Here is a 24,195-nt window from a genome sequence, read left to right on the forward strand (position 1 = left end):
CAGAGCATTACTCCTCACTCCAAAGACATCCTTGCCATGAGATAGCAAGTAGTAGATTCGGCTCCCTGATTCAAGTTAACATTATTCTCTTCCAACCCGTCATAACAGCCTCCTGTAGCAGGATTGTAAACTATCTGATGCAGTTGATTGTGCCCCAAAAACCAATTAAAGGCAATTCGCTGTCTAATTAGGTATTCTTCTTCCGGAAATACCCGATAAAAAACAGATAATGCAATGACACACCCTGCCACATCCACCGGCTGTTCACCATATTTATGGCATTCCTTTTCCTTATGCATCCAGCCCTGGTTGGAAACTACCCGGATATGATCTTCAGGAAATAGTTTCTCCAATAAAAAATCGAACGACTTTCGTGCTATCGTCTTATATGTGTCGTCTTCCGTTGCCAGATAAGCCAGTAACATCGCCTCGGGCAGAATACTGTTATCATAAGTGAGGTAAGTCTCAAACCAGTTCCATTTGCCCTTTGCCGTCAACCGGTAACACCGAGCCAGCTTATCTGCCGATAACCGGATCAGTTCTTGTACCTCATCAGAGGGGTACATCAGGTTATAATAATACAAACCTTTGAGTGCAAAAGCTATGCTACGGGGAGACTTCATCCATCTGATCTGCTGAAAAGTATTTTGAAGCACTACCCGAGCTTCTTCTACCCAAGAGTCCGGAAAAAGCCTGCCATAAAAAATAAAGTATCCCAGTGCCCAAATACCCCGGCCATTGGAATCTTCAAGTCCTACCACTTTATTCTGATTTGTGAAGGTATGATTCTTATCTATATAATTCAGAAAAGAACCATCCGGTTGCTGGCAGTAGCAGATAAGTTCAAGATAAGTTTTAATATACCGAGTACAAGATCCGTTTATCCCGGAAGCGACAATCTGGCACAGTGCAATCAACGCACGCGCATTGTCGTCCAGTGTATAACCCGTTTTTAAATCGGGACGGTTTCCCTTTGCAAATTGTACAATTCCCCACTGACGGGTCATCCGCAATATATGACGAATATTAATCGGCGGCAAAGAGTAGACAAGAGGTTCTCTCTCTTTTTCACCGATAGTACGAAATAATAAAGCATAGGCAATGGCTGAGTTTTCCCAGGCAGTACCGGCTGTTTTTTGCAAGCCGGCAATCTGCATCTCCGAACGCGATACCTCATCGGCAAGCAAACGATTAACCGCAATGGCCAGTTGAGCAGAATCTTTGAAATCGAAGATGACACCGGATTCATCACTCAACAATTCCAGTGCGTGCGGTATAGGCGTAGCCACAATAGGGCATCCGCAACTCAGTGCATAAACAAAAGTGCCGCTTACCGCCTGGCAAGGATCGCTGGAGGTGAAGAGATAAATATCAGTAAGTTGCAGATATTCCAATAGTACCGGAAGCTCAAGATAGCAATTGACAAACCGGACATACTCTTCCAGTTCCAGATTGGCAACCTGCGCTTTAAGCATTTCACGATATGCCTCTCCTTCTGCCTTAAGCACCATAGGATGTGTTTTCCCTATGATGAGAAACAATACAGTGGGATTCTTTTTCACAATCTCCGGCAGGGCTTTCAGCGTAGTTTCAACACTCTTTCCGGCACTCAGCAGACCAAAGGTAGAGAGTATCCTCCTACCGGAAACATAATATATTTCCTTTAATTTCTTCTTATCGCGAAGTGAAACCAAATGAGTACCATGGGGGATAACTGTCAGCTTCCCGGTAGGAACATGGTATTCTCTTTCAAGAATACTATAAGAAGTATACGTCATCACCACAAGAGAATCACAGGCAACCGCCATACGCCCTATATAGGCGTACAACCCAGAAGAAGGATGGGATAGCACCGTATGGAAAATTAAAACTACCGGTTTACACAATTGTTCCAACAATTGCAGGAAGGCCATTCTATTCTCATGAAACAGTCCGAACTCATGTTGTACAAGTATCATCTCCACTTCCCGCTCTGTATTCAGTTGTACAGCAAGTGCACCAAAGGCAGCAGCGTCTGATGTATCCAACGTATATTCCACCTCTTTTGAATAAACATGCTTTTCTGTATCGGATTCTACCGCACACACTTTTATAGAATAAGAATCACCAAATTTAGTCATTATATTCCGAATCAGGTCTTGTGCAAAAGTAGCAATACCACATTCACGAGGAGGATAAGTAGTTATGCATATTATCTTTTTCATTTAATTTGACTTATTAACTCATTCAATAACTCAGTCAGTTGTACCGACACACAAGCCACTTGTTTATCAGCCGCTCCATAGTAGATATAAAGTGTATCGCCAAACGAAGCTGAACCCGTAGGGAAACACACCCGGCTGACTACACCGGAAAGTTCATATCCGATTGTAGGAGAAAATAAAGGATACGGCAAGCGTGCCAGTTCAACGGACGGATCGTTTATATCCAGCAAGGCAGCACAAGCAGAGTACACATATCCGGCAGGAGTATCATATACACTGTGGTATATCAGCAGCCAGCCGACAGGTGTTTCTATGGGAGGACATCCTGCACCAATATAACTTGACTCATGCTCATAGAGAGGAGCCAGCAATATATGAGATGCAAAATTCAAGAAGTATTGTTTCCAGAAGGCTACAGTAAGTTCTTCCAATTGCTCTACAGCTACAAACTGGATGTCGGGACGGATCCGGTGCATAAAATAAAACTTCCCGTTTATCTTACGGGGGAAAAACACCAGATTTTTATCCATTAGATACAAAGGTTTCCCTTTGTCATTTACGGCTTCCCGTTTGTTATAGGAACGATAATACTTGGCTATAACAGCCGGTTGCGAACGAAGTAACTCCTTAAAACGAGGATACGTAATCTGAGAAGTGAGAACTCCTTTTTTCTCAAAATGTTTTAGGTCAGAAGAGACAGCCCAAGCACCTACAGCACTGAAACCGTCATAAGCTGTATAGGTTAAATAATAAATGTCTTCAATCTGTACGATACGGGGATCTTCCACCCCCTGACATTCATACGGAAACTCAGGCACCAGCAATGGAACTGTATTCCTTTCTACCACCTTCAAGGGGCCCTCAAGACGACAGTAACCAATGGTGGAATGATTACCCTCTCTCACGGCACGATAGAACATATGTACCGTATTTCCTTCGGCAATTACTGCCGGATTCATCACACTTTCATTTTCAAACTCAAGAGAAGTCGTTTCAAGTATTACGCCTTCCCTTTTGATTTTTACCATTAAGTTTTGGGCATTACGAACGTTTTGCTTTCACTCTTACTTTGTTTCTCTCTCTGATACTCAGTCAGAACTTTTGAGCCTGCTTTGTCTGACTTCTCTTTCTTGGCTTCTTTTTTTCTTTCTTTACCTTTCATGATTCATTTTTTTAGAATAGTTTATACTGAGGCGGGATAAAATAGGCGGGAGTCTATTCTTCATATCCTGCAAGATACGGTGATTAAAACAGTAAATACCATAATGTGTTGATTATTGTTCTTTTATAACATTCGTTGGCTGAATTAATCATGGAAGAATGTGAATACATAACAATGGGGTGCTCAGTACCAATACATCTCTCTGCAAAAGATGCACTTCAAAAAAAATAATTCCATCTATAGACCCTAATGTTATTTCCCGCTTTGATCAGGATTCAATGTTTTATAGTATTTAATACGTTCTCCCCAAGGACGGTATTCAAAAGGAAAAACGTGTTGTTGTTCTGCCCATCGGTTCCACTTCTTTTCCAAAGCTCTTACTTTCAATAATATTAGGATGTTCCTTGTCCGGAACAGTGCCGGCAACTGTACTACCTCCTATTGAAGACAACAGTAAAGAACTTATCAAAAACTTATTCTTCATAGTATACTATTTTTGTTCTGACAAAATTATGATACTTTACCTGCTTATATGTTCTAATTTAGTTATTTTATTATCCAATATCGTCTAAACGTATCACCTTTTCAAAGAAACAATATACAAACAAACTTATCTGATTCTCTTTCGTAATACAAACTCTTCAAAAAAAGCATCACGGTAACTATTACCGATAGCTATCTCGTTGGATTTAATAAAGATATCGTTATTATCAAAAGAATCAATATGCCGGGTATTAACTATATAAGACTTATTTACCCGAATAAAAGTGTTTTCCGGTAAAAGGTCGAAAACTGCTTTCAGAGTCATGCGGGTAATAATACGCTGGTCGTCAAGTTGTAGAATTACATAGTCTTTTAGCCCTTCAATAAAAAGAATATCAGCAAAGTTCACTTTAAAGTAACGGCGGTCTGCCTTGACAAAGAAGTATTCAGCAGCTTTAATGGTTTCAATAGCCTCTTTTTCTTCTTTCAATAAAAGTAAGTGATAGGAAACGGCTTTGTCAACAGCTTTTCTAAAGCGTTCCGGTTCAATGGGTTTGACAAGATAATCAACAGCATCTACCTCATAACTATCAAGGGCATATTCTGTATAAGCAGTAGTGAAAATAACAAGTGTCTTCCTGGAGATGGTACGGGCAAACTCAATACCGGTAATACCGGGCATCTGAATATCCAGAAAGATAAGATCAACCGAATACTCTTCCATGAAACGGGAAGCAGACACCGCGCTGTTGAAAGTTCCCATAAGATTGAGTACGCCGGTATCTGCAATCAGCAATTCCATCGCCTCTCGCGCCAGTGGTTCATTATCTACAATAATACAATTCATAAATCCAAATATAAAATTACAGTATAGTTTTCTTTGGTTTCTTTTCTCTCTAAAAGATAATGCCCGGGATATAACAAAGTCAATCGGCGACGGATATTTGCAAGTCCGATACCTCCTACCCTACCTTTCTCTTTCACTATAACCGGCTTTGAGTTTTCACACTGAAACTCCAGATGCGCGTCACAAACTTTAAAAGAAACATGAACATAAGAAGGATTCTCACTGTCTGAATTGTGCTTCACTGCATTTTCTACAAAAGGAATAAACAATAAAGGCGGAAGCCAGACAGAATCGATGTCTCCCTCTTGGATAAGGGTATACTCAAACTTGTCACGACGTATCTTTTCAAGATTCAGATAATCATTCAAAAAACGAATATCAGAGCTAAGAGAAACATTCTCACGAGAGCTATCATTCATCTGATAACGCAATAAATCCTCCAATTTAAAAAGTATCCAATGCCGAAATAGCATAATAGCAGCCGTACCGGCAGTAATAAAACCAATTGTGAGAATTCCGGAAAAAGCATTGACGAACATAGCAAAACTACCGGGATACTGACTGGGCATCGCAGAAGCATATAGTATATCCTGATAAACAACCGTGATAAGTATAGCAAGAAAAATCACTCCCAGGACCGTGAGCAAATAAAGTCCTAAGCGATTCTTTTGCAAAAATCGGGGAACCAGCCAATATATGTTAGTATAAATTACAAAATCGATTGTAGCCCAATAAATAACCCATCCCAATAAACGATGCAGGATCGTAAGAGACTGCAAAGGTTCGTACCAAAGTACATTTACGGTTATCAGTAAAACCACAAGCTGTAGTAGCAGATGCCGGTAAAGCCTACAACGAGGACCTAACAAGAAATCGGAAACAACCCCATCATCTATTTTCTTCTCCATACCTCACCTCCTCTCAACTCCAGATGAATATTTTCCTTTTCTAATTGCAGATCATAATACTGCCCGTATTGGAGATCAAGCCTTTGTCTGATTCGCTCTAATCCTCGTTCGTCACCTACAAAGAAATCAATGCCCGGACAGGAACAGACAAATATAATATCGTCGACATCAGCCTTCAGACGGATATGTACAGATATAAATGAAATGCCCTGTTCACACATCTGCTCTACCGCATATTGCACAAAAGGAATGAAAAGCAAAGGAAGAACAAAGGTACAATTCACATCTCCATCCGAAGAGAGGCTATACTCAAACCGCTCCGAACTTAATTGTTCCAACGTCAGATAATTAGTGAGAAAACTTATTTCACTTCCAAGCAGCACCTTTTCTCTACTGCAATCATACAGCTGATAACGTAGTAATTGGCTAAGTTTCATTAACATCTTTGAAGCTTTGATCGGATCAGTAAGAGCCAGATGCCCCGAACGGTTTAATATTTTAAATAAAAGTGAGGGGCTGACTTGTTCTTTCAGTTGTTCTACCTCTGATAAAACATGTGCTTTCTCCAACTGTGCAATACGCTGATTATTAACTATCCATAGTTTCAATAAAACAGTCATAGAACCTCCTACCATACAAAGTGTAGTCATCAAGAGTGCAGAAATATAATCTATCAACATGATTACAGTAAAAAAGGGTTGTGACGCTTTTATTTGTGGCCAAAAAGAATAAACAATGTATTCTTGAAATCACTTACAGTACCCATCTCCGGTTTATCTGTCAATTGAACCGTAGCATAAGGAATGGGATGACGGGATGCACCATCAATAACTATTCCACGGATGATCTGTACAGGAGCCCGCATTGCCTTCTCCTGACCAAACACACAAACAGACACCAATAAAGCTATTCCTAATAAAATCCAGCTGCCACTCCGTCGAAGTTTCTGTGATAATTCATCACTTACAACCTTTTTTAAAGATTTCAACATCCGGCTACAATCGTCTACATTCATATCAGACTGTGTGGACATAGCCGCCAGTAATTCTGTCTTATTCATTCTTTTTGTTTTTTTAATTCTGCTGCGAAGGTAAAGCAAGATAAAAACTGATCTTCGGAAATGAGACATACAGTGTTATTTTGTAGACAAGGAGAGAATGTCAAGAGACATTAGAATCAACATATATGAATATTTTTTCTTTTATCAATTGGATATAGAACAAAAATATTTAACTTTACCCACAAGACAAGCCAAACAGTATATATGGAAAAACTAAATACATTAAAGCAATATGTATTGCCATTCATACGTGTCAACACGTTAATGACAGGCAGCTGGATCATTCTGGTAACTCTGTTCAGAATGAGTGGATTGGAAATTCCCTCAAGTTTATCGAAACAATATGGGACTCTCATTTTATTTGGGATCAGTGCACTCATCAGCTTCTTATGGATTTACTGTCCTCACTTCAAAGAATTGTACCGTAACTCGGAAAAGAATGACAACATCGGATTACCTGTAGGCTCATTGGGAATGGCAATCTGTATGCTTATGTTTGCAGAGACACAATATTCTCATGCAGCCATAGCATATTTTACATCAATAGCCGCATTTATCCTCTTTCTGTACTGGGACTTATACAAAATGAGACTAAGGAAACAAAAAAGACAAACAGAAAGAACACGAAGAAACTGTATACTCACACAGAATAAAGTATCCAATAACAAAATAATATTAGTAGAGAAGGTGGATAGCAACGAAATTGAAACATTAGTAAAAGATTTCTGCGCCATGTATAATAAAGAAAAGGACAGAGCTATTATCAAGATACAAAAATTCACTAACAAAGCGCATGTACTAAGCTTTCCTTACGATATTGATTTCGATACCTATTGCTATCTTTTCAACTATATAACTTATCCGCTGAATATAAAAAACAGACCGTTTGTCACCGGCTGGTATCCTGTTTCTAAAGAGGAAGAAAGTATGTTTTATATTCCCTTTAATGAAAGAGAAAAAGACAATGTCTATTATGTAACCCCCGAAGGTAAAAACTACAAAGTAGATTTTGGTACAATGAAACCTTTACGAACAGAAAGCGTACAACCTTATGGTCCGCTTCCCACAATGATAGAAGATTGGGTAAAAGCAGATATGGATTGATATCTTCCCCATATCTATAAATGACAGATGGTTAGTATCTCCCTATTTTATTACCACAAACCAGCCGGGAAAAACAATATTCGTCATAGAACCTCCATAATCTCAAACCTTTATAGCTCATTTTGCGTTTATATTTATGATAAAACATTAAACTATGAGTACAAAAGAGCAATATTGGAAATTTTCACTTATCGCTATTATTATTGGATTAGGAATCATCCTGTTCAAACAGATCACTCCTTTCCTGGGTGGTCTTCTGGGAGCATTGACTATCTATATTCTTGTTAGAAAACAGATGATGCACCTCACTGAAATACGAAAGATAAAACGAAGCATTTCGGCTCTGCTGATCACTGCCGAAGCTATTTTATGTTTTCTGGTCCCTATTTCACTTACCGTGTGGCTCATAGTCAACAAATTGCAGAATTTCAATCTGGACCCACAATCTATCATTGCTCCCATTGAAGAGATGGCAGGTATTATCAAAGCCAAAACAGGTTATGATGTATTGGGCAGTGATACTGTGTCGTTTATTGTTTCGGCTCTTCCCCGCATCGGGCAAGCTGTAATGGGGGGCATCAGTAGTTTTGCCATCAATCTGTTCGTACTGGTATTCGTACTATATTTCATGTTGATAGGTGGCAGCAGAATGGAAGCCTATATCAACGATATTCTTCCATTCAATGCCACAAATACGAAACATGTGATACATGAAATTAATATGATTGTACGCTCCAATGCCATTGGAATTCCACTTCTTGCAATCATACAAGGAGGAGTGGCTATGATTGGTTATTTCATTTTCGGAGCTCCCGATGCCTTGTTACTTGGTTTCTTAACCTGTTTTGCCACAGTTATCCCAATGGTAGGCACGGCTCTGGTATGGTTTCCTGTAGCTGTATATATGGCAGTTACAGGTGATTGGTTCAATGCCATCGGACTGGTAGCCTACGGAGGCATTATTGTTTCGCAGCTTGATAACCTGATACGTTTCATCCTGCAAAAACGAATGGCAGACATCCATCCGCTCATTACTATTTTCGGAGTAGTCATTGGCCTCTCTCTATTTGGATTCATGGGAGTCATCTTCGGTCCTTTACTTTTATCCTTATTTTTCCTCTTTGTTGATATGTTCAAGCGGGAATATCTGGATGGACGAAAATAACCGAATGGTAAAACAGTGAATCTCCCGAAAAATTGCGTACTTTTGCAAGACCAAAACGACATAAAAATCAATGGAAGCATTTACATTCAATACTTTCGAACTGATTCTACTATCAGCAGCCGGAATTCTTCTCGTGATTCAGTTATTCTATTATCTGGGCATCTATAACCGGATACATACACGAAATATCGCAGATAAAAAAAACGAACTGCACTTTACCAAAGAGCTTCCTCCTCTATCGGTCATTATCTGTGCACGCAATGAATCGTCTAATCTACGCCAGTTTCTGCCTGCCATTCTTGAACAAGACTACCCACAATTTGAAGTGATTGTCATCAACGACGGTTCTACGGATGAAAGCGAAGAAGTACTCTCTGCCTTTGAAGAGAAATATCAACATCTATATCATAGTTTCACTCCGGAAAGTGCCCGGTATATCAGTCGTAAAAAGCTGGCATTAACACTAGGTATCAAAGCGAGTAAATACGATTGGCTGGTATTCACCGAAGCCAACTGTCAACCTACAAGTAACCAATGGTTACGACTAATGGCACGCAATTTTACCCCTCATACCCAGATTGTATTGGGATACAGCGGATACGAACGTGGCAAGGGATGGTTGCATAAACGCATATCATTCGATGCTTTATTTACATCACTGCGTTATCTGGGATTTGCTCTTGCCGGAAAACCATATATGGGACTGGGACGTAATCTGGCATACCGGAAAGAGATGTTTTTCAAAGAAAAAGGATACTCTACCCACCTGAATCTGCAACGAGGCGAAGACGACTTGTTCATTAACCAGATTGCGACTCCTGATAATACACGGGTAGAAACAAATAGTAATGCTGTAATACGGATGCAACCCGTAGAAAGATACAAAGACTGGAAAGAGGAGAAAGTGAGCTATATGGCTACTGCACGTTATTTTAAAGGTGTCCAGCGCTACTTTCTTGGTTTTGAAACCTTCTCACGCCTGTTGTTTTATATAGTTTGTATAGCTGGTATTATATTCGGAATACTGCATCTCCATTGGTTAGTAACCGGTATTGCTCTATTTATATGGTTAATACGTTATATTACACAAGCCATTGTGATCAATAAGACAGCGACAGAACAAGGAGACAACCGACGCTATTATTTTTCTCTTCCTGTATTTGACCTGTTACAACCCCTTCAGACTCTCAAATTCAAACTCTATCGTTTCTATCGGGGGAAAGGAGACTTCATGAGAAGATAACACAACAAACCTACTTTAAATACATTATTATGAAAAAGAATCTTTTAATTTTAGCCGTCCTGCTCATAGGTTTACTCAGTTGCCAAAGTCAAAAACCGATTGAACACGGAGCATTTACAGCAGCATCTTATAACCTTCGTTATGCTAATGAAGGCGACTCTATTGCCGGAAACGGTTGGGGAACGCGCTATCCGGTTATTGCCAAACTCATACAATACCACGACTTCGATATCTTTGGAACACAGGAAGGATACATTCGCCAATTGGAAGATCTGAAAGCGGCATTACCCGGTTATACCTACATTGGTGTAGGCCGTAACGATGGCAAAGAGGCAGGAGAACATTCTGCTATTTTCTACCGTACAGATAAATTTGATCTTCTCAAGAAAGGAGATTTCTGGCTGTCGGAAACACCCGATACAGCAAGTATAGGTTGGGATGCCGTATTACCTCGCATCTGTAGTTGGGGACATTTTAAATGCAAAGATTCCGGATTCGAATTTCTGTTCTTTAACCTCCATATGGATCACATTGGTAAAAAAGCCCGTGTAGAAAGTGCCTTCCTCGTACAAGAGAAGATGAAAGAACTGGGAGCTAATCTCCCTGCTATCCTCACAGGAGATTTTAATGTAGATCAGACACACAGTTCTTACAAAGCATTAACCGAAAAGGGAGTACTTGTTGACTCTTATGAAACAGCAGACTTCCGCTACGCTACCAATGGAACATTCAACAGCTTTGACCCGAATAACTTCACGGAAAGCCGGATAGATCATGTTTTTATATCTCCGCTGTTCAAAGTAAAAAAATACGGGGTACTGACAGATACTTATAGAAGCGCAAAAGCTACAGGAATAGAAAAAGCCAATGCAAAGGATTGTCCGGAAGAGATTTCTATTGAAAGCTACGAGGCACACACACCCTCTGATCACTTCCCGGTAAAAGTGGAACTGATGTATTAGTGCTTGTGCTTCCCGCACGGGAAGGTGCGACAGGCGATGGATGCAGAGCTATTGAAACGCAGATTAACGCAGATTTTCGCAAATATAAAGGGATATTCCTAAAATAAGAAAATTAAAGGCAACTAATTCATTGCGAGTTAGTTGCCTTTTTTGTATCTTTAAGCAGGGATATTCAGTAAATGTCCCTATAAAAGAGAGAATATCAGCACTTTAATCTGCGTTTTATCCGGATAATAGCACTCTGTGGAACTCTGTGTTACTCTGTGGTAAACCCGTATTCATCATTATTCATATCGCATTGAACTCGCAGGATTAATCTTTGTAATCAGATAAGAAGGACCTAACAGCATCAATACAGAGGCAAACAACGTACCCATATTAATCAACAGAAATAATCCGATATTAAAAGAGACGGGAACAGAATCTACATAATAACTTTCCGGATCGAGTTTCAAGATATGGAACTGGGATTGCAATACACAAAACAGCAATCCAATAGCATTTCCCCAAATCATTCCTTTACCAATCAGAAAGACAGAGAACCAAAGAAAAACCTTACGAATGGTGAAATTATTGGCTCCTAAAGCCTTCAGGATACCAATCATATTGGTACGTTCAATGATAATAATCAGTAAACCGGAAATCATAGTAAACCCGGCTACACCTACCATTAAAATAAGAATTACCCACACGTTGAGATCAAGTAATCCAAGCCATTCAAATATCTGAGGATTAAGCTGCTCTATATTCTGTACAAAGTAAACGCCCCCATATTTATCAGCGCGGTTATCCGTACTCTCTGCCACTTCATAAGTAATGCTTTCCAACCTGTCATAATCATTGACCTGCAACTCTGCACCACTTACCTGTTCCGATTTCCAATTGTTCAGACGATTCACTGTGTACAAATCCGTCAATAGAAACAGATTATCATACTCAGAAAAATTGGTCTGATAAATCCCTTTGATAGTCAACGGCCGAACACGAACATTATCCTGTATATAATAAGTATATATCTTATCACCCAGTTTCAACTTCAACTTATCAGAAAGTGCTTTAGATATGACAACCTGGTTGGTTGCAACCGAATCACTAAATGCAGGAATCTCCCCCTCAACCAGGTTACTACGAAAAAAAGAAGCATCAAACTCAGGTCCCACTCCTTTCAGAACCATTCCCTGAAAAGCATCATCCGTCTTAATCATTCCCGGCTTTGTAGAGTAACGTTGCACATGCTTCACATCCGGATAAGCAGAAAGCGCAGCCATCATACTATCACTCACCACAATAGGATGTGTTTCAAAGGAACGGACAGCATCAAAATTACTGATCTGAATATGCGATCCGAAACCGGTAACCTTATTACGAACCTCTCCCTTAAAACCAATGACCACTGCCACCGTAATAATCATCACCGCCAAACCAATAGCAATCCCCACCATAGCGATGAGAACAGCCGGACGTGAAACTTGCTTTCCGCCATCGGTATCACGATAAAGGCGACGGGCGATGAAAAGGGATAAAGACATAGAAAAAGTGATTAGTAAGTTAGTGATAAGTGATTAGTAAGTTAATGAGTAGTGATAAGTGATTATATTATAATCCGCATGGTACTGATCACTTATCACTAAATCCGCTTATCACTAAATCACCTTTCCCGGATATGCCTCCAAAGCCTTTTGCAACACAAAGAGGGCACGATTCAAATCTTCTTTTTTGAGCACATAGGCTATACGGACCTGATTTATTCCCGCACCGGGAGTAGTATAAAAGCCGGAAGCAGGAGCCATAAATACTGTCTGACCTTCATACTCAAAATCAGAAAGGCACCATGCACAGAATTTATCCGAGTCATCTACCGGCAACTTAGCTACCGTATAAAATGCTCCCATCGGAATGGGAGAATATACCCCCGGAATACGATTTAATCCGTCAATCAGACATTTACGGCGTTCTACATATTCGTCATACGTATCACGCAGATAATCCTCATTGGCTTCAAGTGAAGCCTCAGCAGCAATCTGGCCAATCAATGGAGGACTCAGACGAGCCTGGCAGAATTTCATAACAGCATCACGTATTTCTTTGTTCTTCGTAATCAAAGCACCGATACGAATACCACATTCCGAATAACGTTTTGACACTGAATCAATCAATACTACATTATTCTCTATTCCTTCAAGATGACAAGCAGATATATAAGGAGAACCGGTATAGATAAACTCACGATATACCTCATCCGAGAAAAGAAACAAGTCATATTTCTTCACCAAATCACGAATCTGGTTCATCTCCCGGCGACTATACAAATACCCTGTCGGATTGTTCGGATTACAAATAAGAATGGCCTTCGTACGTTCATTGATCAACTCTTCAAACTTTTCTACTTTAGGCAATGAAAAGCCCTCTTCGATAGTAGTAGCAATCGTACGAATCTTTGCTCCGGCAGAAATGGCAAATGCCATATAGTTAGCATAAGCCGGTTCGGGAACAATGATTTCATCCCCCGGATTCAAGCAAGAGAGAAACGAAAAAAGTACAGCTTCCGAACCTCCGGAAGTTATGATTATATCGTCTGCAGTAAGATTGATATTAAACTTCTGATAGTATCCCACCAGCTTCTCGCGATAACTGCGATATCCGGCACTTGGACTGTATTCCAACACTTTACGATCAATATTGCGTATCGCATCAATCGCGACCTGAGGAGTGGGCAGGTCTGGCTGTCCGATATTCAGGTGAAACACATGAACCCCTCTTTGCTTGGCTGCATCAGCCAGAGGAGCCAGCTTTCTGATTGGAGATGCAGGCATCTCGTTTCCGCGAATGGAGATTGTTGGCATAAGGCAATTTACAATTTATATATTTACAATTCACTTTTTTTATTAGAAGGGGCAAATGTACACAATAAATCGGATACAGAGACATAAAAACTTTAAAAACCTTATCAAGGTTAAAAACGTTATGGTATTATGAAAAGAAAGCTATACATTTGTCATATATGAAACCTAAAACAATACCATAATGACCATAAACCTCATCACATTCGCATCATTACTACACAAACAATCTTCGATACGTAGTTCGCACGAAGCAATTCTAAGCGAATTAGAGAAATACTTCACTGTACGGTTTGTTAATTATGAAGATATTGACAAACTCAGCAATGACGATTTTAAAATAATATTCATTGCCACCGGAGGAGTAGAAAGACTGGTCATACAGCACTTCGAATCTCTTCCCCGTCCTGCTGTAATCCTTGCAGATGGCATGCAAAACTCACTTGCCGCTGCACTTGAGGTATCTTCCTGGCTTCGCAACCGGGGAATGAAAAGCGAGATTCTGCATGGTGAACTTACCTCTATTATCAAACGTGTACATATCCTATATAATAACTTTCAGGCACAGCGTTCACTTTTTGGTGTCCGTATCGGTGTGATTGGCAGTCCCTCTTCCTGGCTAGTAGCAAGCAATGTAGATTATCTGCTGGCCAAACGCCGATGGGGAGTAGAGTACATTGATATACCATTGGAGCGGGTGTATAAAATCTATGACCGTATCACCGACAATGAGGTAGGAGCCTCCTGTGCTGCTGTTGCCTCACAAGCATTGGCCTGCCGGGAAGGAACTCCGGAAGATATGCTCAAAGCGATGCGCCTCTACCGCGCTATCAAAAGGGTATGCAAAGAAGAGAAACTAAGTGCCGTCACATTGAGTTGTTTTAAGATGATAGAACAAACAGGTGCCACCGGTTGCCTGGCATTAGCAATGTTGAATGATGAAGGTATCCTTGCCGGATGTGAAGGTGATCTGCAATCTATATTTACTCTTCTCACAGCAAAAGCATTGACCGGAAAGGTTGGGTTCATGGCAAATCCTTCGATGATTAATACCCGCACCAATGAATTGATTCTGGCTCATTGTACCATAGGTTTAAAACAAACAGAAAAATATATTATTCGCAACCACTTTGAAACAGAAAGCGGAATCGGTATTCAGGGATTACTACCAACAGGAGATGTTACCATTGTGAAATGTGGCGGTGAATGTCTGGACGAATATTATCTGTCAACAGGTACACTAACGGAAAATACGAACTTCATCAATATGTGCCGTACGCAGGTACGAATAAAGATGAACACTCCTGCCGAATATTTCCTGAAAAATCCACTGGGCAATCATCACATCCTGATACAGGGCAACTATGAAGTCTTATTAAATGAATTCCTGCAGGCAAATACATGTAAAAGAACAGAATAACTGAAACCTCCCATAATAATATATGTAATGCCCCATTAGAATATACCTAATGGGGCATTACATATATTGGCATTTTATTTACAAAATACTACATTCCACCCATTCGCCTTCATGCATTTCCATTACAGTTTTAAATCCGGCCTGCTTCAATGCCTTCAAGGCTTCCGGACGTCCGGCATTGATCTTTTCGGGATAATGGGCATCACTGTTTACCATCACCCGGATACCCAATTCTTTCAACAAAGGAAAATAACGTTCATTTGGGAAAAATGTACCGTATAGATGATAAGCTTTAGAGTTAATCTCTACCATATAGCCATAACGGGCAATCGTTGTGAAATAATCACGCATCAGGTTTTCATACCACAGTTCATCCAACAAACCGGGACGATAGGAAGCCGCATTATAATGCATCTTATCCGCATGCCCCAAAATATCAAAACCTCCTAACTCCATCATACGGAGTTGGCGATCATAATAGAGACGGATCACCCGGTCAAGGTCACCATGAAAGTGCTCATCCACTATCTTACGAAACACAGGAGGAGCTACATCAATATCCACAACTTCTCCCTTATCATTATATAACAAATGCACAGAACCGATGCGATAGTCAAGAGGCAACTTACGGAAACGAGCTATCGAAGGATTACTCTCCTCATTCAAATAATCAATTTCGAGACCGGAATAGAATTCGATCTTGCCTGCATACTTCTCTTTCACCCGGCGGAACTCAGCCAGATAATCTTCCATTTGATCCCATTCCATGGTCCACGCAGTAGGGAAAGGAAGCGGTGCATGAGAAGAAATACCATACGATGTAAATCCTTCAGCAATTGCAAAACGGATAAATGCATCCATATCAGCACGCCCGTCACAATACAGGCAATGACTGTGATAGTTTGTCAGATTCATGATTCTATTTCGCTTAATTCCAACCAACGCATTGTTTTCTCATCAATCAAATCATTCACTTCGGGCAGACGTTTAGACTTTTCAGTTAATTCGTCTACAGAAAGCATACCGCTACATAACTGCTCTTCAATCGCTGCTTTTTCAGCTTCCAGTCCGGCTATCTCTTTCTCCAGTTGTTCAAACTCCCGTTTTTCCTTGAAACTCATTTTACGTTTCTCATTCAGGCGAACACGGGCTGTCTTCTCTTCCTGTGGTTTTTCAGCCTCTTTCTCCTGCTGCGCTTTGGCCTCTTTCCAGTCACGATAGTCACTGTAATTACCCGGGAAATCCCGAATATCCGCTTGCCCGTTAAACACCAGAAGATGATCTACCACCTTATCCATAAAATAACGGTCATGGGATACAACTATGACACATCCTTTGAAATTCTGAAGATATTCTTCAAGCACATTCAACGTGATAATATCGAGGTCATTGGTAGGTTCGTCCAATACGAGGAAGTTCGGATTACGCATCAGCACTGTACAAAGATAAAGGCGACGACGCTCTCCCCCACTCAGTTTATAGACATAACTATGCTGGGTCTCAGGCGTAAAGAGAAAATGTTGCAGAAACTGCGAAGCTGTCAGCTTCTTACCGTTACCAAGTTCTATGACTTCGGCAATGTCCTGCACAACATCAATCACTTTCATCTGTTCGTCAAACTGGAGCCCATCCTGCGAATAATATCCAAAACGAACGGTCTCACCTATATCTATCGTACCACTGTCCGGTTGTACCTGCCCCATCAGCATCTTGATAAAAGTAGATTTACCCGTCCCGTTATTACCAACAATACCCATCTTTTCATACCGGGCAAAGATATAAGAGAAATCTTCCAGTATCTTCAAATCACCGAAACTCTTGTATAAATGATCGGCCTCAAAGATCTTACTACCAATATAAGATGCTTTTACGTCCAACTTTACATTATCATTATTAAAGCGCTGTTTAGCCACTTTTTCTATTTCATAGAAAGCGTCCTGACGATATTTTGCCTTGTGCGCACGAGCCTGTGGCATTCGTCTCATCCAGTCAAGTTCCGTACGATAAAGATTATTGGCACGTTCAATTTCTACATTCGTAGCCTCAATACGTTCCTGCCGCTTCTCCAGATAATAACTGTAGTTTCCTTTATATTGATACACCTGACGATTGTCTATTTCTATAATTTCAGAGCAGACCCGATCCAGAAAATAACGGTCATGCGTTACCATCAACAAACTAAGGTTGGTACGACGCAGATACTCTTCGAGCCATTCCGTCATATCGAGATCGAGGTGATTGGTAGGCTCATCCAGAATCAGCAGATCAGGCTCAGTGATTAAAGCATTTGCCAAAGCTACCCGTTTAAGCTGTCCACCCGAAAGATGCTTCACCTGCTGATCGAAATTACGGATTTTCAATTGCGAAAGAATCTGCTTGGCTTTTTGCTCATATTCCCATGCCTTTTCATGATCCATACGAACCAACAGTTCTTCCAGTCCCGGATGTCCCTCTGTCTCCATGCAGCGTTCATATTCTTTGATCAGTTCTACCACACTGTTACCATGATGAAAACAGGCTTCCAATACGGTAAGTTCTTCAGGATATTTAGGATCTTGTTCCAGATAATCGACACGGAGGTCACGACGAAATACAATATTCCCGCTATCATATCCCTCCTTCCCGGAGATTATATTCAATAACGTAGTCTTTCCTGTTCCGTTTTTAGCTATCAAGCCAATACGTTGTCCTTCGGCAATGCCAAAAGATATATTTTCAAATAAAACTAAATCTCCGAAAGATTTAGTAAGGTTATCTATCTGTAAATAAGGAGTCATTTTTTTAGCGATTAGTGATTAATGATTAGTGATAAGCAAAGATTTCTCTCTCAGCGCAGCCCACTAATCACTCATCGCTAACAGATCACTTATCACTAATTTATACGTTTCCCCTGCCTTTACCCTGCTCCACAAAAGTTTCATAGGATCAATCAGTTTTCCATCTTTATACTGCAACACCGGCACTTCCCGGTTACCATCAATCAATGTCATCCATTCCAAACCTTCTATTTCATTGGTTAGTATAGTACAAACAGTAATGCCAATAGCCAGCCAATCTTCTTTCTTTTTACCGATCACACCACTGTCAATCACCTGCTGGAGTTTAGGTAAATCTTCCTCCAATCCTTGAAAATCCTTCTTCAATTGTTTCTTTACGGTGTTTACTGTCCATTCATATCCTTCATTAATGACATAAACCTCAGACAAACGCACAGGTATTACTTCCGCCGGATATTTCTGCCCGTCTTTACGGATATCCAGCGTGGCAATCACTTCTTCCGCTTCCTTCACTTCGCCCCCTTTGGGTACGGTGAAAGAACATTCAAAGGCTACATTATCTATACCGGTTATCCACAGATGAGTAGTATAGTAAGCTCCTTCTTCCTGAAACATTTCTTTACTATATGCACATTCCAACCTGCCAACTTTCACCAGTGAAGCCGAAGGATTATCTTTTAATTCCTGTTTTACGGCCTCTCTTCCATAATTTATACTACCACGCGCAGCAGCATCCGCTTTGAAAGCCGAAATTCGGAAATTCCCTGTCCATACGTCGGGATTATAAAAAAGAAAGGAACCCTCACCATCTTCAAACTCACTCCAGGTTGAAGGATAAATCATAGTAAACCAAGCTCCCGGAGAGATAAATTTCTTACCTTGTATCATACTTATTCTGACTTTTTCTTTTGTGCAATAGATAATATTCCGACAAAAATAACACTCCAAAAGCGGATATGCAAAAAACAATAAACAATAAATGTTGTCTCATTTGTTTTTCCTTCACAGAACTCTTATCTTCGGCAACAAATACAATAAATTAAAAGTAGGAAGAATATGAAAACATTCGCAGTGCTCATTGCCCTATGGTTAGGGGGAATCGTATCGTTATCAGCTCAGGAACCGGACGTAAACGCCCGCTATATTGAAGTTACCGGAAGCTCCGAAGTAGAAATCATTCCCGATGAAATTCATTTTATGATTACTATAAAAGAATTCTGGCAGGAAGAGTTCGAAGCAAAAAGCAAACCGGAAGATTACAAGACGAAAGTCCCCATAACAGAAATTGAACGTTACCTGATGAACGCTTTAAAGCGTGCCGGCATCCCCCAAACAGATATTCAGACCCAGGAAGTAGGAGACTATTGGCGTGAACAGGGAAAAGATTTTCTGATAGCCAAGAGATTTGATATAAAACTACAGAATTTCGGGCAGATAGACCGGATTATAAAGTATGTCGATACCAGAGGAATTCAGTCGATGAACATTGGTGAACTAAAGAACAAAGACATGCAGGAGTATCGTGCAAAAGGGAAGATAGAAGCCTTAAAAGCTGCACGGCAGAAAGCCGCTTATCTGGTAGAGTCTTTGGGACAGAAACTCGGAAATGTTCTTCGGATCATAGAACCGGAAGACAGAAACTACTATCATTTCCAACCCCAGTCCGCCATGAGTAATGTTGCTTTGCAAAGTTATGATAACAATCCGGAGAATTTTAAAACAATCAAGCTGAGATATCAAATGACAGCACGTTTCGAAATACTCTCCGCCCAATAACTCAAGGCCAGCCGATAGGACCATTTCTACTTTCCTATCGGCTGGATCTTTCTTCGTACGTCTTTTGATATTTCAAGAAACATATAATTCAGCCTGCCGGAGTGAATTCCTTTTTCATTCTCCTTGTACTTCTTATTCGCATACTGCTTCGACTTCTCAAAAGTAAGCAACGACATTTGATTCTGTGACTTGCCTACCATGGTAGAATCCAGTTGTTCATCCGGGAAGAAATCATCCAAATCAACATCACCAATCATTGTAGTCTCCAGAAAATTCATCTCTTTATGAGAGTTATCTGTATAATAGCCCACAAACATATGCCCCGGCGTACGTACCAGAATAGGATCAATATTAATGGCACGAAGCAAAGAAGCAAACAATACACTCCCATCCACACAGTTTATCTGCGAAGACTCCAATGCATCATCAAACGTGCGTACCCGCTGCGAAAAGACCACATTGCTCGAAAGGCTGGTATTAGAAACCGAACTGTAACGAAAATTACGCTTCTGAAGCACATTCCAAAGAGCATATACTTGCTTGTCTACCGCGCCGGCTGTTGTATTCTGATACCCTAAAAAGCGATTTACAATACGGGTATTCAGTGCCTCACGCAACAGTTTATCAATCATCGGATTTTCTTCATTGACATAAGCTGCAAAAAAGATGCCGGTATCATGGAATTTTGTTCCATTAGTAACATACCCCAACAGGCACTCATTGACGCTACGTACCGAAAACGTTCGTACCCGTTGTCCCATATCTTCACCATTCATCTCTACCGTAATAACCACACTGACCGGCTCTGCCTGCACATTATTTTTCAGTGCTTCATAATTCCAGATAATATCAGGATAGATCGTGTACTCTTTTCGTGGTTTCTCAAGAATGAATTCAGACACGGAACGTGAAAAGAAAGGAGTCTCGGCCACTTCAATGCGCACCCGGCTATAAGCCGAGCGGGATTTTACTCTTATAGCAATACACGATTTCGGATTGCCTATATAAAGAGAATCAGACGGTTCAATAACCTGTGCATCCGTCGTAGCTACGGACAAGATGGCAGAAGGGAAAATATTCCCACCCAAATCATCCACTATTTCAAAGCCGGAATGAAAAGAAGTACATTTGTATATAGACATACCGCTCACAATGATAAGCAATATGGCAATAACACCCAGCACCTCTCGTTTCCGCTGTTTCAAATCTATTTTCATCATTTTGTCTTCCGTTTGTTTAGATATAACAAAGATAGTTCTTTTTTGTTGGAAAACAGAAAGTCGTAACGCAATTGTAATACGTGTTTCACTCCGTCGTAACAAAAAGGTCTCACCTTTGCAACGAAATAAAATAAAGATTATATTTGTAATATGAATAATATGCCTGTTGGTTGCATTATCTTCTTTTAATTGGCATATTAGCATATTGGCACATTAAATAATTATTAAATTATGAACGATTACCGCATTTTAGTTGTCGACGACGAAGAAGATCTCTGTGAGATTCTGAAATTCAATCTTGAAAATGAAGGATACGAAGTAGACACGGCCAATTCTGCCGAAGAAGCTCTGAAAATGGACATCAGCAGTTATAACCTGCTACTATTGGATGTGATGATGGGAGAAATCTCAGGATTCAAGATGGCTAATATGCTGAAAAAAGATAAGAAAACAGCCCACGTGCCTATTATCTTTATCACAGCCAAAGATACGGAGAACGATACGGTTACCGGATTCAATCTCGGAGCAGACGATTATATCTCCAAACCCTTCTCTTTGCGTGAAGTGATAGCCCGCGTCAAAGCTGTATTACGCCGCACTGCTACTATAGAAACAGAAAAAGCACCGGAACAGATCACTTACCAAACTCTAACTATCGACATCACCAAAAAGAAAGTAAGTATAGATGATGAAGAAGTAGCATTAACAAAAAAAGAATTTGAAATTCTCTTTCTGTTATTACAAAACAAAGGTCGCGTATTCTCCCGCGAGGATATCTTAGCCCGGATATGGAGTGATGAGGTATATGTACTCGATCGTACTATTGATGTCAATATCACCCGACTGCGTAAAAAAATAGGTATCTATGGTAAGCGGATTGTAACCCGCTTAGGATATGGGTACTGCTTTGAAACAGAATAAAATAATAATGTGTCAATATAATAATGTGCCAATATGCTAATGTGCCAATGTGCCAATGGGCTGCGCTGTCATGCTACCAATATGCCAATATGCTAATGGGCCAATGGGCTGCGCTGTCATGCTGCATAGCAATTGGCATATTGGCACATTGGCCTATTAGCACATTATTTAATAATTATTTATCATGAATCTACCTGTCAATCAAAAACATTTTCTCTCTTTCAGCCGAAAACTCTTTCTTTCGGTCATCTCTTTGTTTCTGGTCTTTGCAGCCTGCTTTATAGCCTACCAGTATCAACGTGAAAAAGAGTATAAGGTAGAACTCCTGCATTCACAATTACAGGACTATAATGCCCGTTTGCATGAGAAGATCCCTACTTCTTCCTCTATGCAGAAGGAGTTGAATGACTATATCAGTAGTCATGCTTTGAAAGATCTTCGTGTGACGGTTATTAATTTGGATGGAAATGTACTTTATGACAGCTATGAAAAAAACAACTCCCGGTTTGAAAACCATATTAATCGTCCGGAAGTGGCAAAATCTCTAACGGCAGGCAATGGCTTTGATGTACGGCGCACCTCCGAAACTACAGGTACACCTTATTTTTATTCCGCTACTCTCTACAAAGATTATATTATACGATCTGCCTTACCTTATAATGTCAGTCTGATAAACAACCTGAAAGCGGATTCACATTATATATGGTTTACTGCTATTGTAACTTTATTGCTGGTTATTATCTTCTATAAATTCACCAATAAGTTAGGAACCTCTATCAGCCAACTGAGAGAATTTGCTATGCGGGCAGACCGGAATGAACCTATCGAAATGGCTATGCAATCGGCCTTCCCCCATAACGAATTGGGAGAAATATCCCAACACATCATTCAGATATACAAACGTCTGCACGAGACCAAAGAGGCTCTTTACATTGAGCGTGAGAAGCTAATCACTCACCTTCAGATTTCCCATGAAGGATTAGGGGTATTTAATAAAGACAAGAAAGAGATATTAGTAAATAACCTGTTTACACAATACAGCAACCTTATTTCGGACTCTAATCTTGAGACGGCTGAGGAGGTATTTACTATCAGTGAGCTGAAAGAGATCACAGACTTCATCAATAAAGCTCCCAAACGCCCATCCGGTAAGGAAGAGAAACGAATGTCCATCACCATTAACAAAAATGGTAAAAACTTTATCGTAGAATGTATCATCTTCCAGGATATGAGTTTTGAAATAAGTATTAATGATGTCACTTTGGAAGAGGAACAGGTACGTTTGAAACGTCAACTCACTCAGAACATTGCTCATGAGTTGAAGACACCAGTCAGTAGTATTCAGGGGTATCTGGAAACAATTGTCAGCAATGACAATATCCCACGTGACAAGATGAACGTGTTCTTAGAGAGATGTTATGCACAAAGTAACCGCCTCAGCCGACTGCTACGTGACATCTCAGTACTGACCCGCATGGATGAAGCAGCCAATATGATAGATATGGAAAAGGTGAATATCAGTATATTGGTGACCAATATCGTCAATGAAGTATCGTTGGAATTAGAAGAGAAACACATTACAGTAGTCAACTCTTTGAAAAAAGACATTCAAGTACGCGGCAATTACTCCCTACTCTACTCTATTTTCCGTAATCTAATGGATAATGCCATTGCTTATGCAGGGAGTGACATTCATATCCATATCAACTGTTTCCGTGAAGACGAGAACTTCTACTATTTCAGTTTTGCAGATACCGGTATAGGTGTCTCTCCCGAGCACTTGAACCGTTTGTTCGAACGCTTCTACCGGGTTGACAAAGGACGCTCACGCAAATTAGGCGGAACAGGGTTAGGACTTGCTATTGTGAAGAATGCAGTGATTATTCACGGAGGAAGTATTTCAGCGAAAAATAATCAGGGCGGAGGACTGGAATTTGTGTTTACATTGGCAAAAGAGAAATAAGAAAAAATTGCGTGGTTCTTAACACATGCACTTTTGAATCGATTCTTCTCCCCCAAAAAGTATCCTCCAACAACAAAAGGATTAGCTATATGCATACTATAGATTATCACATTTACAATTATTGTAAATATAATAATTAT

Annotated in this window: 22 protein-coding genes; 8 read left to right on the forward strand and 14 right to left on the reverse strand. The window is 40.2% G+C overall.

The annotated features are described in order from the left end of the window. Nucleotides 1-14: 14 nt before the first annotated feature. The 8 genes from HCG69_RS06920 to HCG69_RS06950 all read right to left on the reverse strand — a co-directional run bounded on the left by HCG69_RS06920 (nt 15) and on the right by HCG69_RS06950 (nt 6,664). Nucleotides 15-2,204, reverse strand: a complete 2,190-nt coding sequence (locus HCG69_RS06920) for a glycosyltransferase (protein ID WP_221649440.1) — start codon at nt 2,202-2,204, stop codon at nt 15-17. After that, a complete protein-coding gene (locus HCG69_RS06925) occupies nt 2,201-3,232 on the reverse strand; it encodes a pesticidal protein Cry7Aa (RefSeq protein ID WP_221649441.1) in 1,032 nt (343 codons plus the stop codon). The genes HCG69_RS06920 and HCG69_RS06925 overlap by 4 nt, the downstream gene beginning before the upstream one ends. Then, nucleotides 3,232-3,366, reverse strand: a complete 135-nt coding sequence (locus tag HCG69_RS20635; protein WP_255585496.1) for a hypothetical protein — start codon at nt 3,364-3,366, stop codon at nt 3,232-3,234. Before HCG69_RS20635 ends, HCG69_RS06925 begins: the two co-directional genes overlap by 1 nt. A 319-nt stretch (nt 3,367-3,685) precedes the next feature. After that, nucleotides 3,686-3,850 (reverse strand): hypothetical protein, encoded by a 165-nt coding sequence (locus HCG69_RS06930; RefSeq protein WP_221649442.1) that lies wholly within the window; start codon nt 3,848-3,850, stop codon nt 3,686-3,688. A gap of 126 nt (nt 3,851-3,976) precedes the next feature. After that, a complete protein-coding gene (locus tag HCG69_RS06935; protein ID WP_221649443.1) occupies nt 3,977-4,696 on the reverse strand; it encodes a LytTR family DNA-binding domain-containing protein in 720 nt (239 codons plus the stop codon). Next, entirely contained in the window at nt 4,693-5,604 is a 912-nt protein-coding gene (locus tag HCG69_RS06940) for a sensor histidine kinase (protein ID WP_221649444.1), read from the reverse strand. The genes HCG69_RS06935 and HCG69_RS06940 overlap by 4 nt, the downstream gene beginning before the upstream one ends. Next, nucleotides 5,589-6,284, reverse strand: a complete 696-nt coding sequence (locus HCG69_RS06945) for a sensor histidine kinase (protein ID WP_221649445.1) — start codon at nt 6,282-6,284, stop codon at nt 5,589-5,591. Before HCG69_RS06945 ends, HCG69_RS06940 begins: the two co-directional genes overlap by 16 nt. A 29-nt stretch (nt 6,285-6,313) precedes the next feature. Beyond that, complete coding sequence (locus HCG69_RS06950) at nt 6,314-6,664, reverse strand: carboxypeptidase-like regulatory domain-containing protein (protein WP_221649446.1); 351 nt, start codon at nt 6,662-6,664, stop codon at nt 6,314-6,316. A 204-nt stretch (nt 6,665-6,868) separates the two neighbouring features. Between HCG69_RS06950 and HCG69_RS06955 the strand changes: the two genes are divergently transcribed. From HCG69_RS06955 to HCG69_RS06970, 4 genes are all read left to right on the forward strand, one after another. Beyond that, nucleotides 6,869-7,768, forward strand: a complete 900-nt coding sequence (locus HCG69_RS06955) for a hypothetical protein (protein ID WP_255585498.1) — start codon at nt 6,869-6,871, stop codon at nt 7,766-7,768. Nucleotides 7,769-7,922: 154 nt separating this feature from the next. Further along, on the forward strand, nt 7,923-8,933 hold the full coding sequence (locus tag HCG69_RS06960) for an AI-2E family transporter (protein ID WP_221649447.1): 1,011 nt from the start codon (nt 7,923-7,925) through the stop codon (nt 8,931-8,933). A 70-nt stretch (nt 8,934-9,003) separates the two neighbouring features. After that, the gene (locus HCG69_RS06965; RefSeq protein ID WP_221649448.1) at nt 9,004-10,176 is read left to right on the forward strand and encodes a glycosyltransferase; all 1,173 of its coding nucleotides are present in this window, start codon (nt 9,004-9,006) and stop codon (nt 10,174-10,176) included. A gap of 29 nt (nt 10,177-10,205) precedes the next feature. Next, a complete protein-coding gene (locus HCG69_RS06970) occupies nt 10,206-11,138 on the forward strand; it encodes an endonuclease/exonuclease/phosphatase family protein (protein ID WP_221649449.1) in 933 nt (310 codons plus the stop codon). 284 nt (nt 11,139-11,422) lie between these two features. Here the strand turns inward: HCG69_RS06970 and HCG69_RS06975 are convergent, their stop codons facing one another. Together HCG69_RS06975 and HCG69_RS06980 are read right to left on the reverse strand one after the other, a co-directional pair. Continuing rightward, the gene (locus HCG69_RS06975) at nt 11,423-12,667 is read right to left on the reverse strand and encodes an ABC transporter permease (protein ID WP_221649450.1); all 1,245 of its coding nucleotides are present in this window, start codon (nt 12,665-12,667) and stop codon (nt 11,423-11,425) included. A gap of 114 nt (nt 12,668-12,781) precedes the next feature. Then, on the reverse strand, nt 12,782-13,981 hold the full coding sequence (locus tag HCG69_RS06980; RefSeq protein WP_002561446.1) for a pyridoxal phosphate-dependent aminotransferase: 1,200 nt from the start codon (nt 13,979-13,981) through the stop codon (nt 12,782-12,784). A 181-nt stretch (nt 13,982-14,162) separates the two neighbouring features. Here HCG69_RS06980 and HCG69_RS06985 point away from each other — a divergent pair, with 181 nt between their 5' ends. Beyond that, nucleotides 14,163-15,398, forward strand: a complete 1,236-nt coding sequence (locus HCG69_RS06985) for a fucose isomerase (protein WP_221649451.1) — start codon at nt 14,163-14,165, stop codon at nt 15,396-15,398. Nucleotides 15,399-15,476: 78 nt separating this feature from the next. On the opposite strand, the gene HCG69_RS06990 is transcribed toward HCG69_RS06985, so the two are convergent. The 3 genes from HCG69_RS06990 to HCG69_RS07000 all read right to left on the reverse strand — a co-directional run bounded on the left by HCG69_RS06990 (nt 15,477) and on the right by HCG69_RS07000 (nt 19,063). Next, nucleotides 15,477-16,313, reverse strand: a complete 837-nt coding sequence (locus tag HCG69_RS06990; RefSeq protein ID WP_221649452.1) for a histidinol-phosphatase — start codon at nt 16,311-16,313, stop codon at nt 15,477-15,479. Continuing rightward, nucleotides 16,310-18,175, reverse strand: coding sequence for a ribosomal protection-like ABC-F family protein (gene abc-f / locus HCG69_RS06995; protein ID WP_221649453.1), 1,866 nt, complete (start codon nt 18,173-18,175; stop codon nt 16,310-16,312). Before abc-f ends, HCG69_RS06990 begins: the two co-directional genes overlap by 4 nt. A 63-nt stretch (nt 18,176-18,238) precedes the next feature. Next, entirely contained in the window at nt 18,239-19,063 is an 825-nt protein-coding gene (locus HCG69_RS07000; RefSeq protein WP_002561442.1) for a DUF3805 domain-containing protein, read from the reverse strand. 168 nt (nt 19,064-19,231) lie between these two features. Between HCG69_RS07000 and HCG69_RS07005 the strand changes: the two genes are divergently transcribed. After that, nucleotides 19,232-19,951, forward strand: coding sequence for an SIMPL domain-containing protein (locus tag HCG69_RS07005; RefSeq protein WP_221649454.1), 720 nt, complete (start codon nt 19,232-19,234; stop codon nt 19,949-19,951). A gap of 26 nt (nt 19,952-19,977) precedes the next feature. Here HCG69_RS07005 and HCG69_RS07010 read toward each other — a convergent pair whose 3' ends face one another. After that, complete coding sequence (locus tag HCG69_RS07010) at nt 19,978-21,171, reverse strand: hypothetical protein (protein ID WP_221649455.1); 1,194 nt, start codon at nt 21,169-21,171, stop codon at nt 19,978-19,980. A gap of 231 nt (nt 21,172-21,402) precedes the next feature. Here HCG69_RS07010 and HCG69_RS07015 point away from each other — a divergent pair, with 231 nt between their 5' ends. Continuing rightward, nucleotides 21,403-22,092: a response regulator transcription factor gene (locus HCG69_RS07015; protein WP_221649456.1), complete on the forward strand. Its 690-nt coding sequence runs from the start codon at nt 21,403-21,405 to the stop codon at nt 22,090-22,092. A gap of 184 nt (nt 22,093-22,276) precedes the next feature. Continuing rightward, entirely contained in the window at nt 22,277-24,055 is a 1,779-nt protein-coding gene (locus HCG69_RS07020) for a cell wall metabolism sensor histidine kinase WalK (protein ID WP_221649457.1), read from the forward strand. Nucleotides 24,056-24,195 lie beyond the last annotated feature (140 nt).

It is taken from the genome of Bacteroides sp. K03, from assembly GCF_019734355.1.
GTDB classification, from domain to species: domain Bacteria; phylum Bacteroidota; class Bacteroidia; order Bacteroidales; family Bacteroidaceae; genus Bacteroides; species Bacteroides nordii.

Coding starts and splice junctions, on each gene's coding strand:
- HCG69_RS06965 (WP_221649448.1), top strand. CDS start 9,004: ATGGAAGCATTTACATTCAATACTTTCGAACTGATTCTACTATCAGCA.
- HCG69_RS07000 (WP_002561442.1), bottom strand. CDS start 19,063: ATGATACAAGGTAAGAAATTTATCTCTCCGGGAGCTTGGTTTACTATG.
- HCG69_RS07015 (WP_221649456.1), top strand. CDS start 21,403: ATGAACGATTACCGCATTTTAGTTGTCGACGACGAAGAAGATCTCTGT.
- HCG69_RS06945 (WP_221649445.1), bottom strand. CDS start 6,284: ATGTTGATAGATTATATTTCTGCACTCTTGATGACTACACTTTGTATG.
- HCG69_RS06960 (WP_221649447.1), top strand. CDS start 7,923: ATGAGTACAAAAGAGCAATATTGGAAATTTTCACTTATCGCTATTATT.
- HCG69_RS07020 (WP_221649457.1), top strand. CDS start 22,277: ATGAATCTACCTGTCAATCAAAAACATTTTCTCTCTTTCAGCCGAAAA.
- HCG69_RS06990 (WP_221649452.1), bottom strand. CDS start 16,313: ATGAATCTGACAAACTATCACAGTCATTGCCTGTATTGTGACGGGCGT.
- HCG69_RS20635 (WP_255585496.1), bottom strand. CDS start 3,366: ATGAAAGGTAAAGAAAGAAAAAAAGAAGCCAAGAAAGAGAAGTCAGAC.
- HCG69_RS06985 (WP_221649451.1), top strand. CDS start 14,163: ATGACCATAAACCTCATCACATTCGCATCATTACTACACAAACAATCT.
- HCG69_RS06920 (WP_221649440.1), bottom strand. CDS start 2,204: ATGAAAAAGATAATATGCATAACTACTTATCCTCCTCGTGAATGTGGT.
- HCG69_RS06980 (WP_002561446.1), bottom strand. CDS start 13,981: ATGCCAACAATCTCCATTCGCGGAAACGAGATGCCTGCATCTCCAATC.
- HCG69_RS06925 (WP_221649441.1), bottom strand. CDS start 3,232: ATGGTAAAAATCAAAAGGGAAGGCGTAATACTTGAAACGACTTCTCTT.
- HCG69_RS07010 (WP_221649455.1), bottom strand. CDS start 21,171: ATGATGAAAATAGATTTGAAACAGCGGAAACGAGAGGTGCTGGGTGTT.
- HCG69_RS07005 (WP_221649454.1), top strand. CDS start 19,232: ATGAAAACATTCGCAGTGCTCATTGCCCTATGGTTAGGGGGAATCGTA.
- HCG69_RS06950 (WP_221649446.1), bottom strand. CDS start 6,664: ATGAATAAGACAGAATTACTGGCGGCTATGTCCACACAGTCTGATATG.
- HCG69_RS06940 (WP_221649444.1), bottom strand. CDS start 5,604: ATGGAGAAGAAAATAGATGATGGGGTTGTTTCCGATTTCTTGTTAGGT.
- HCG69_RS06935 (WP_221649443.1), bottom strand. CDS start 4,696: ATGAATTGTATTATTGTAGATAATGAACCACTGGCGCGAGAGGCGATG.
- HCG69_RS06930 (WP_221649442.1), bottom strand. CDS start 3,850: ATGAAGAATAAGTTTTTGATAAGTTCTTTACTGTTGTCTTCAATAGGA.
- HCG69_RS06975 (WP_221649450.1), bottom strand. CDS start 12,667: ATGTCTTTATCCCTTTTCATCGCCCGTCGCCTTTATCGTGATACCGAT.
- abc-f (WP_221649453.1), bottom strand. CDS start 18,175: ATGACTCCTTATTTACAGATAGATAACCTTACTAAATCTTTCGGAGAT.
- HCG69_RS06970 (WP_221649449.1), top strand. CDS start 10,206: ATGAAAAAGAATCTTTTAATTTTAGCCGTCCTGCTCATAGGTTTACTC.
- HCG69_RS06955 (WP_255585498.1), top strand. CDS start 6,869: ATGGAAAAACTAAATACATTAAAGCAATATGTATTGCCATTCATACGT.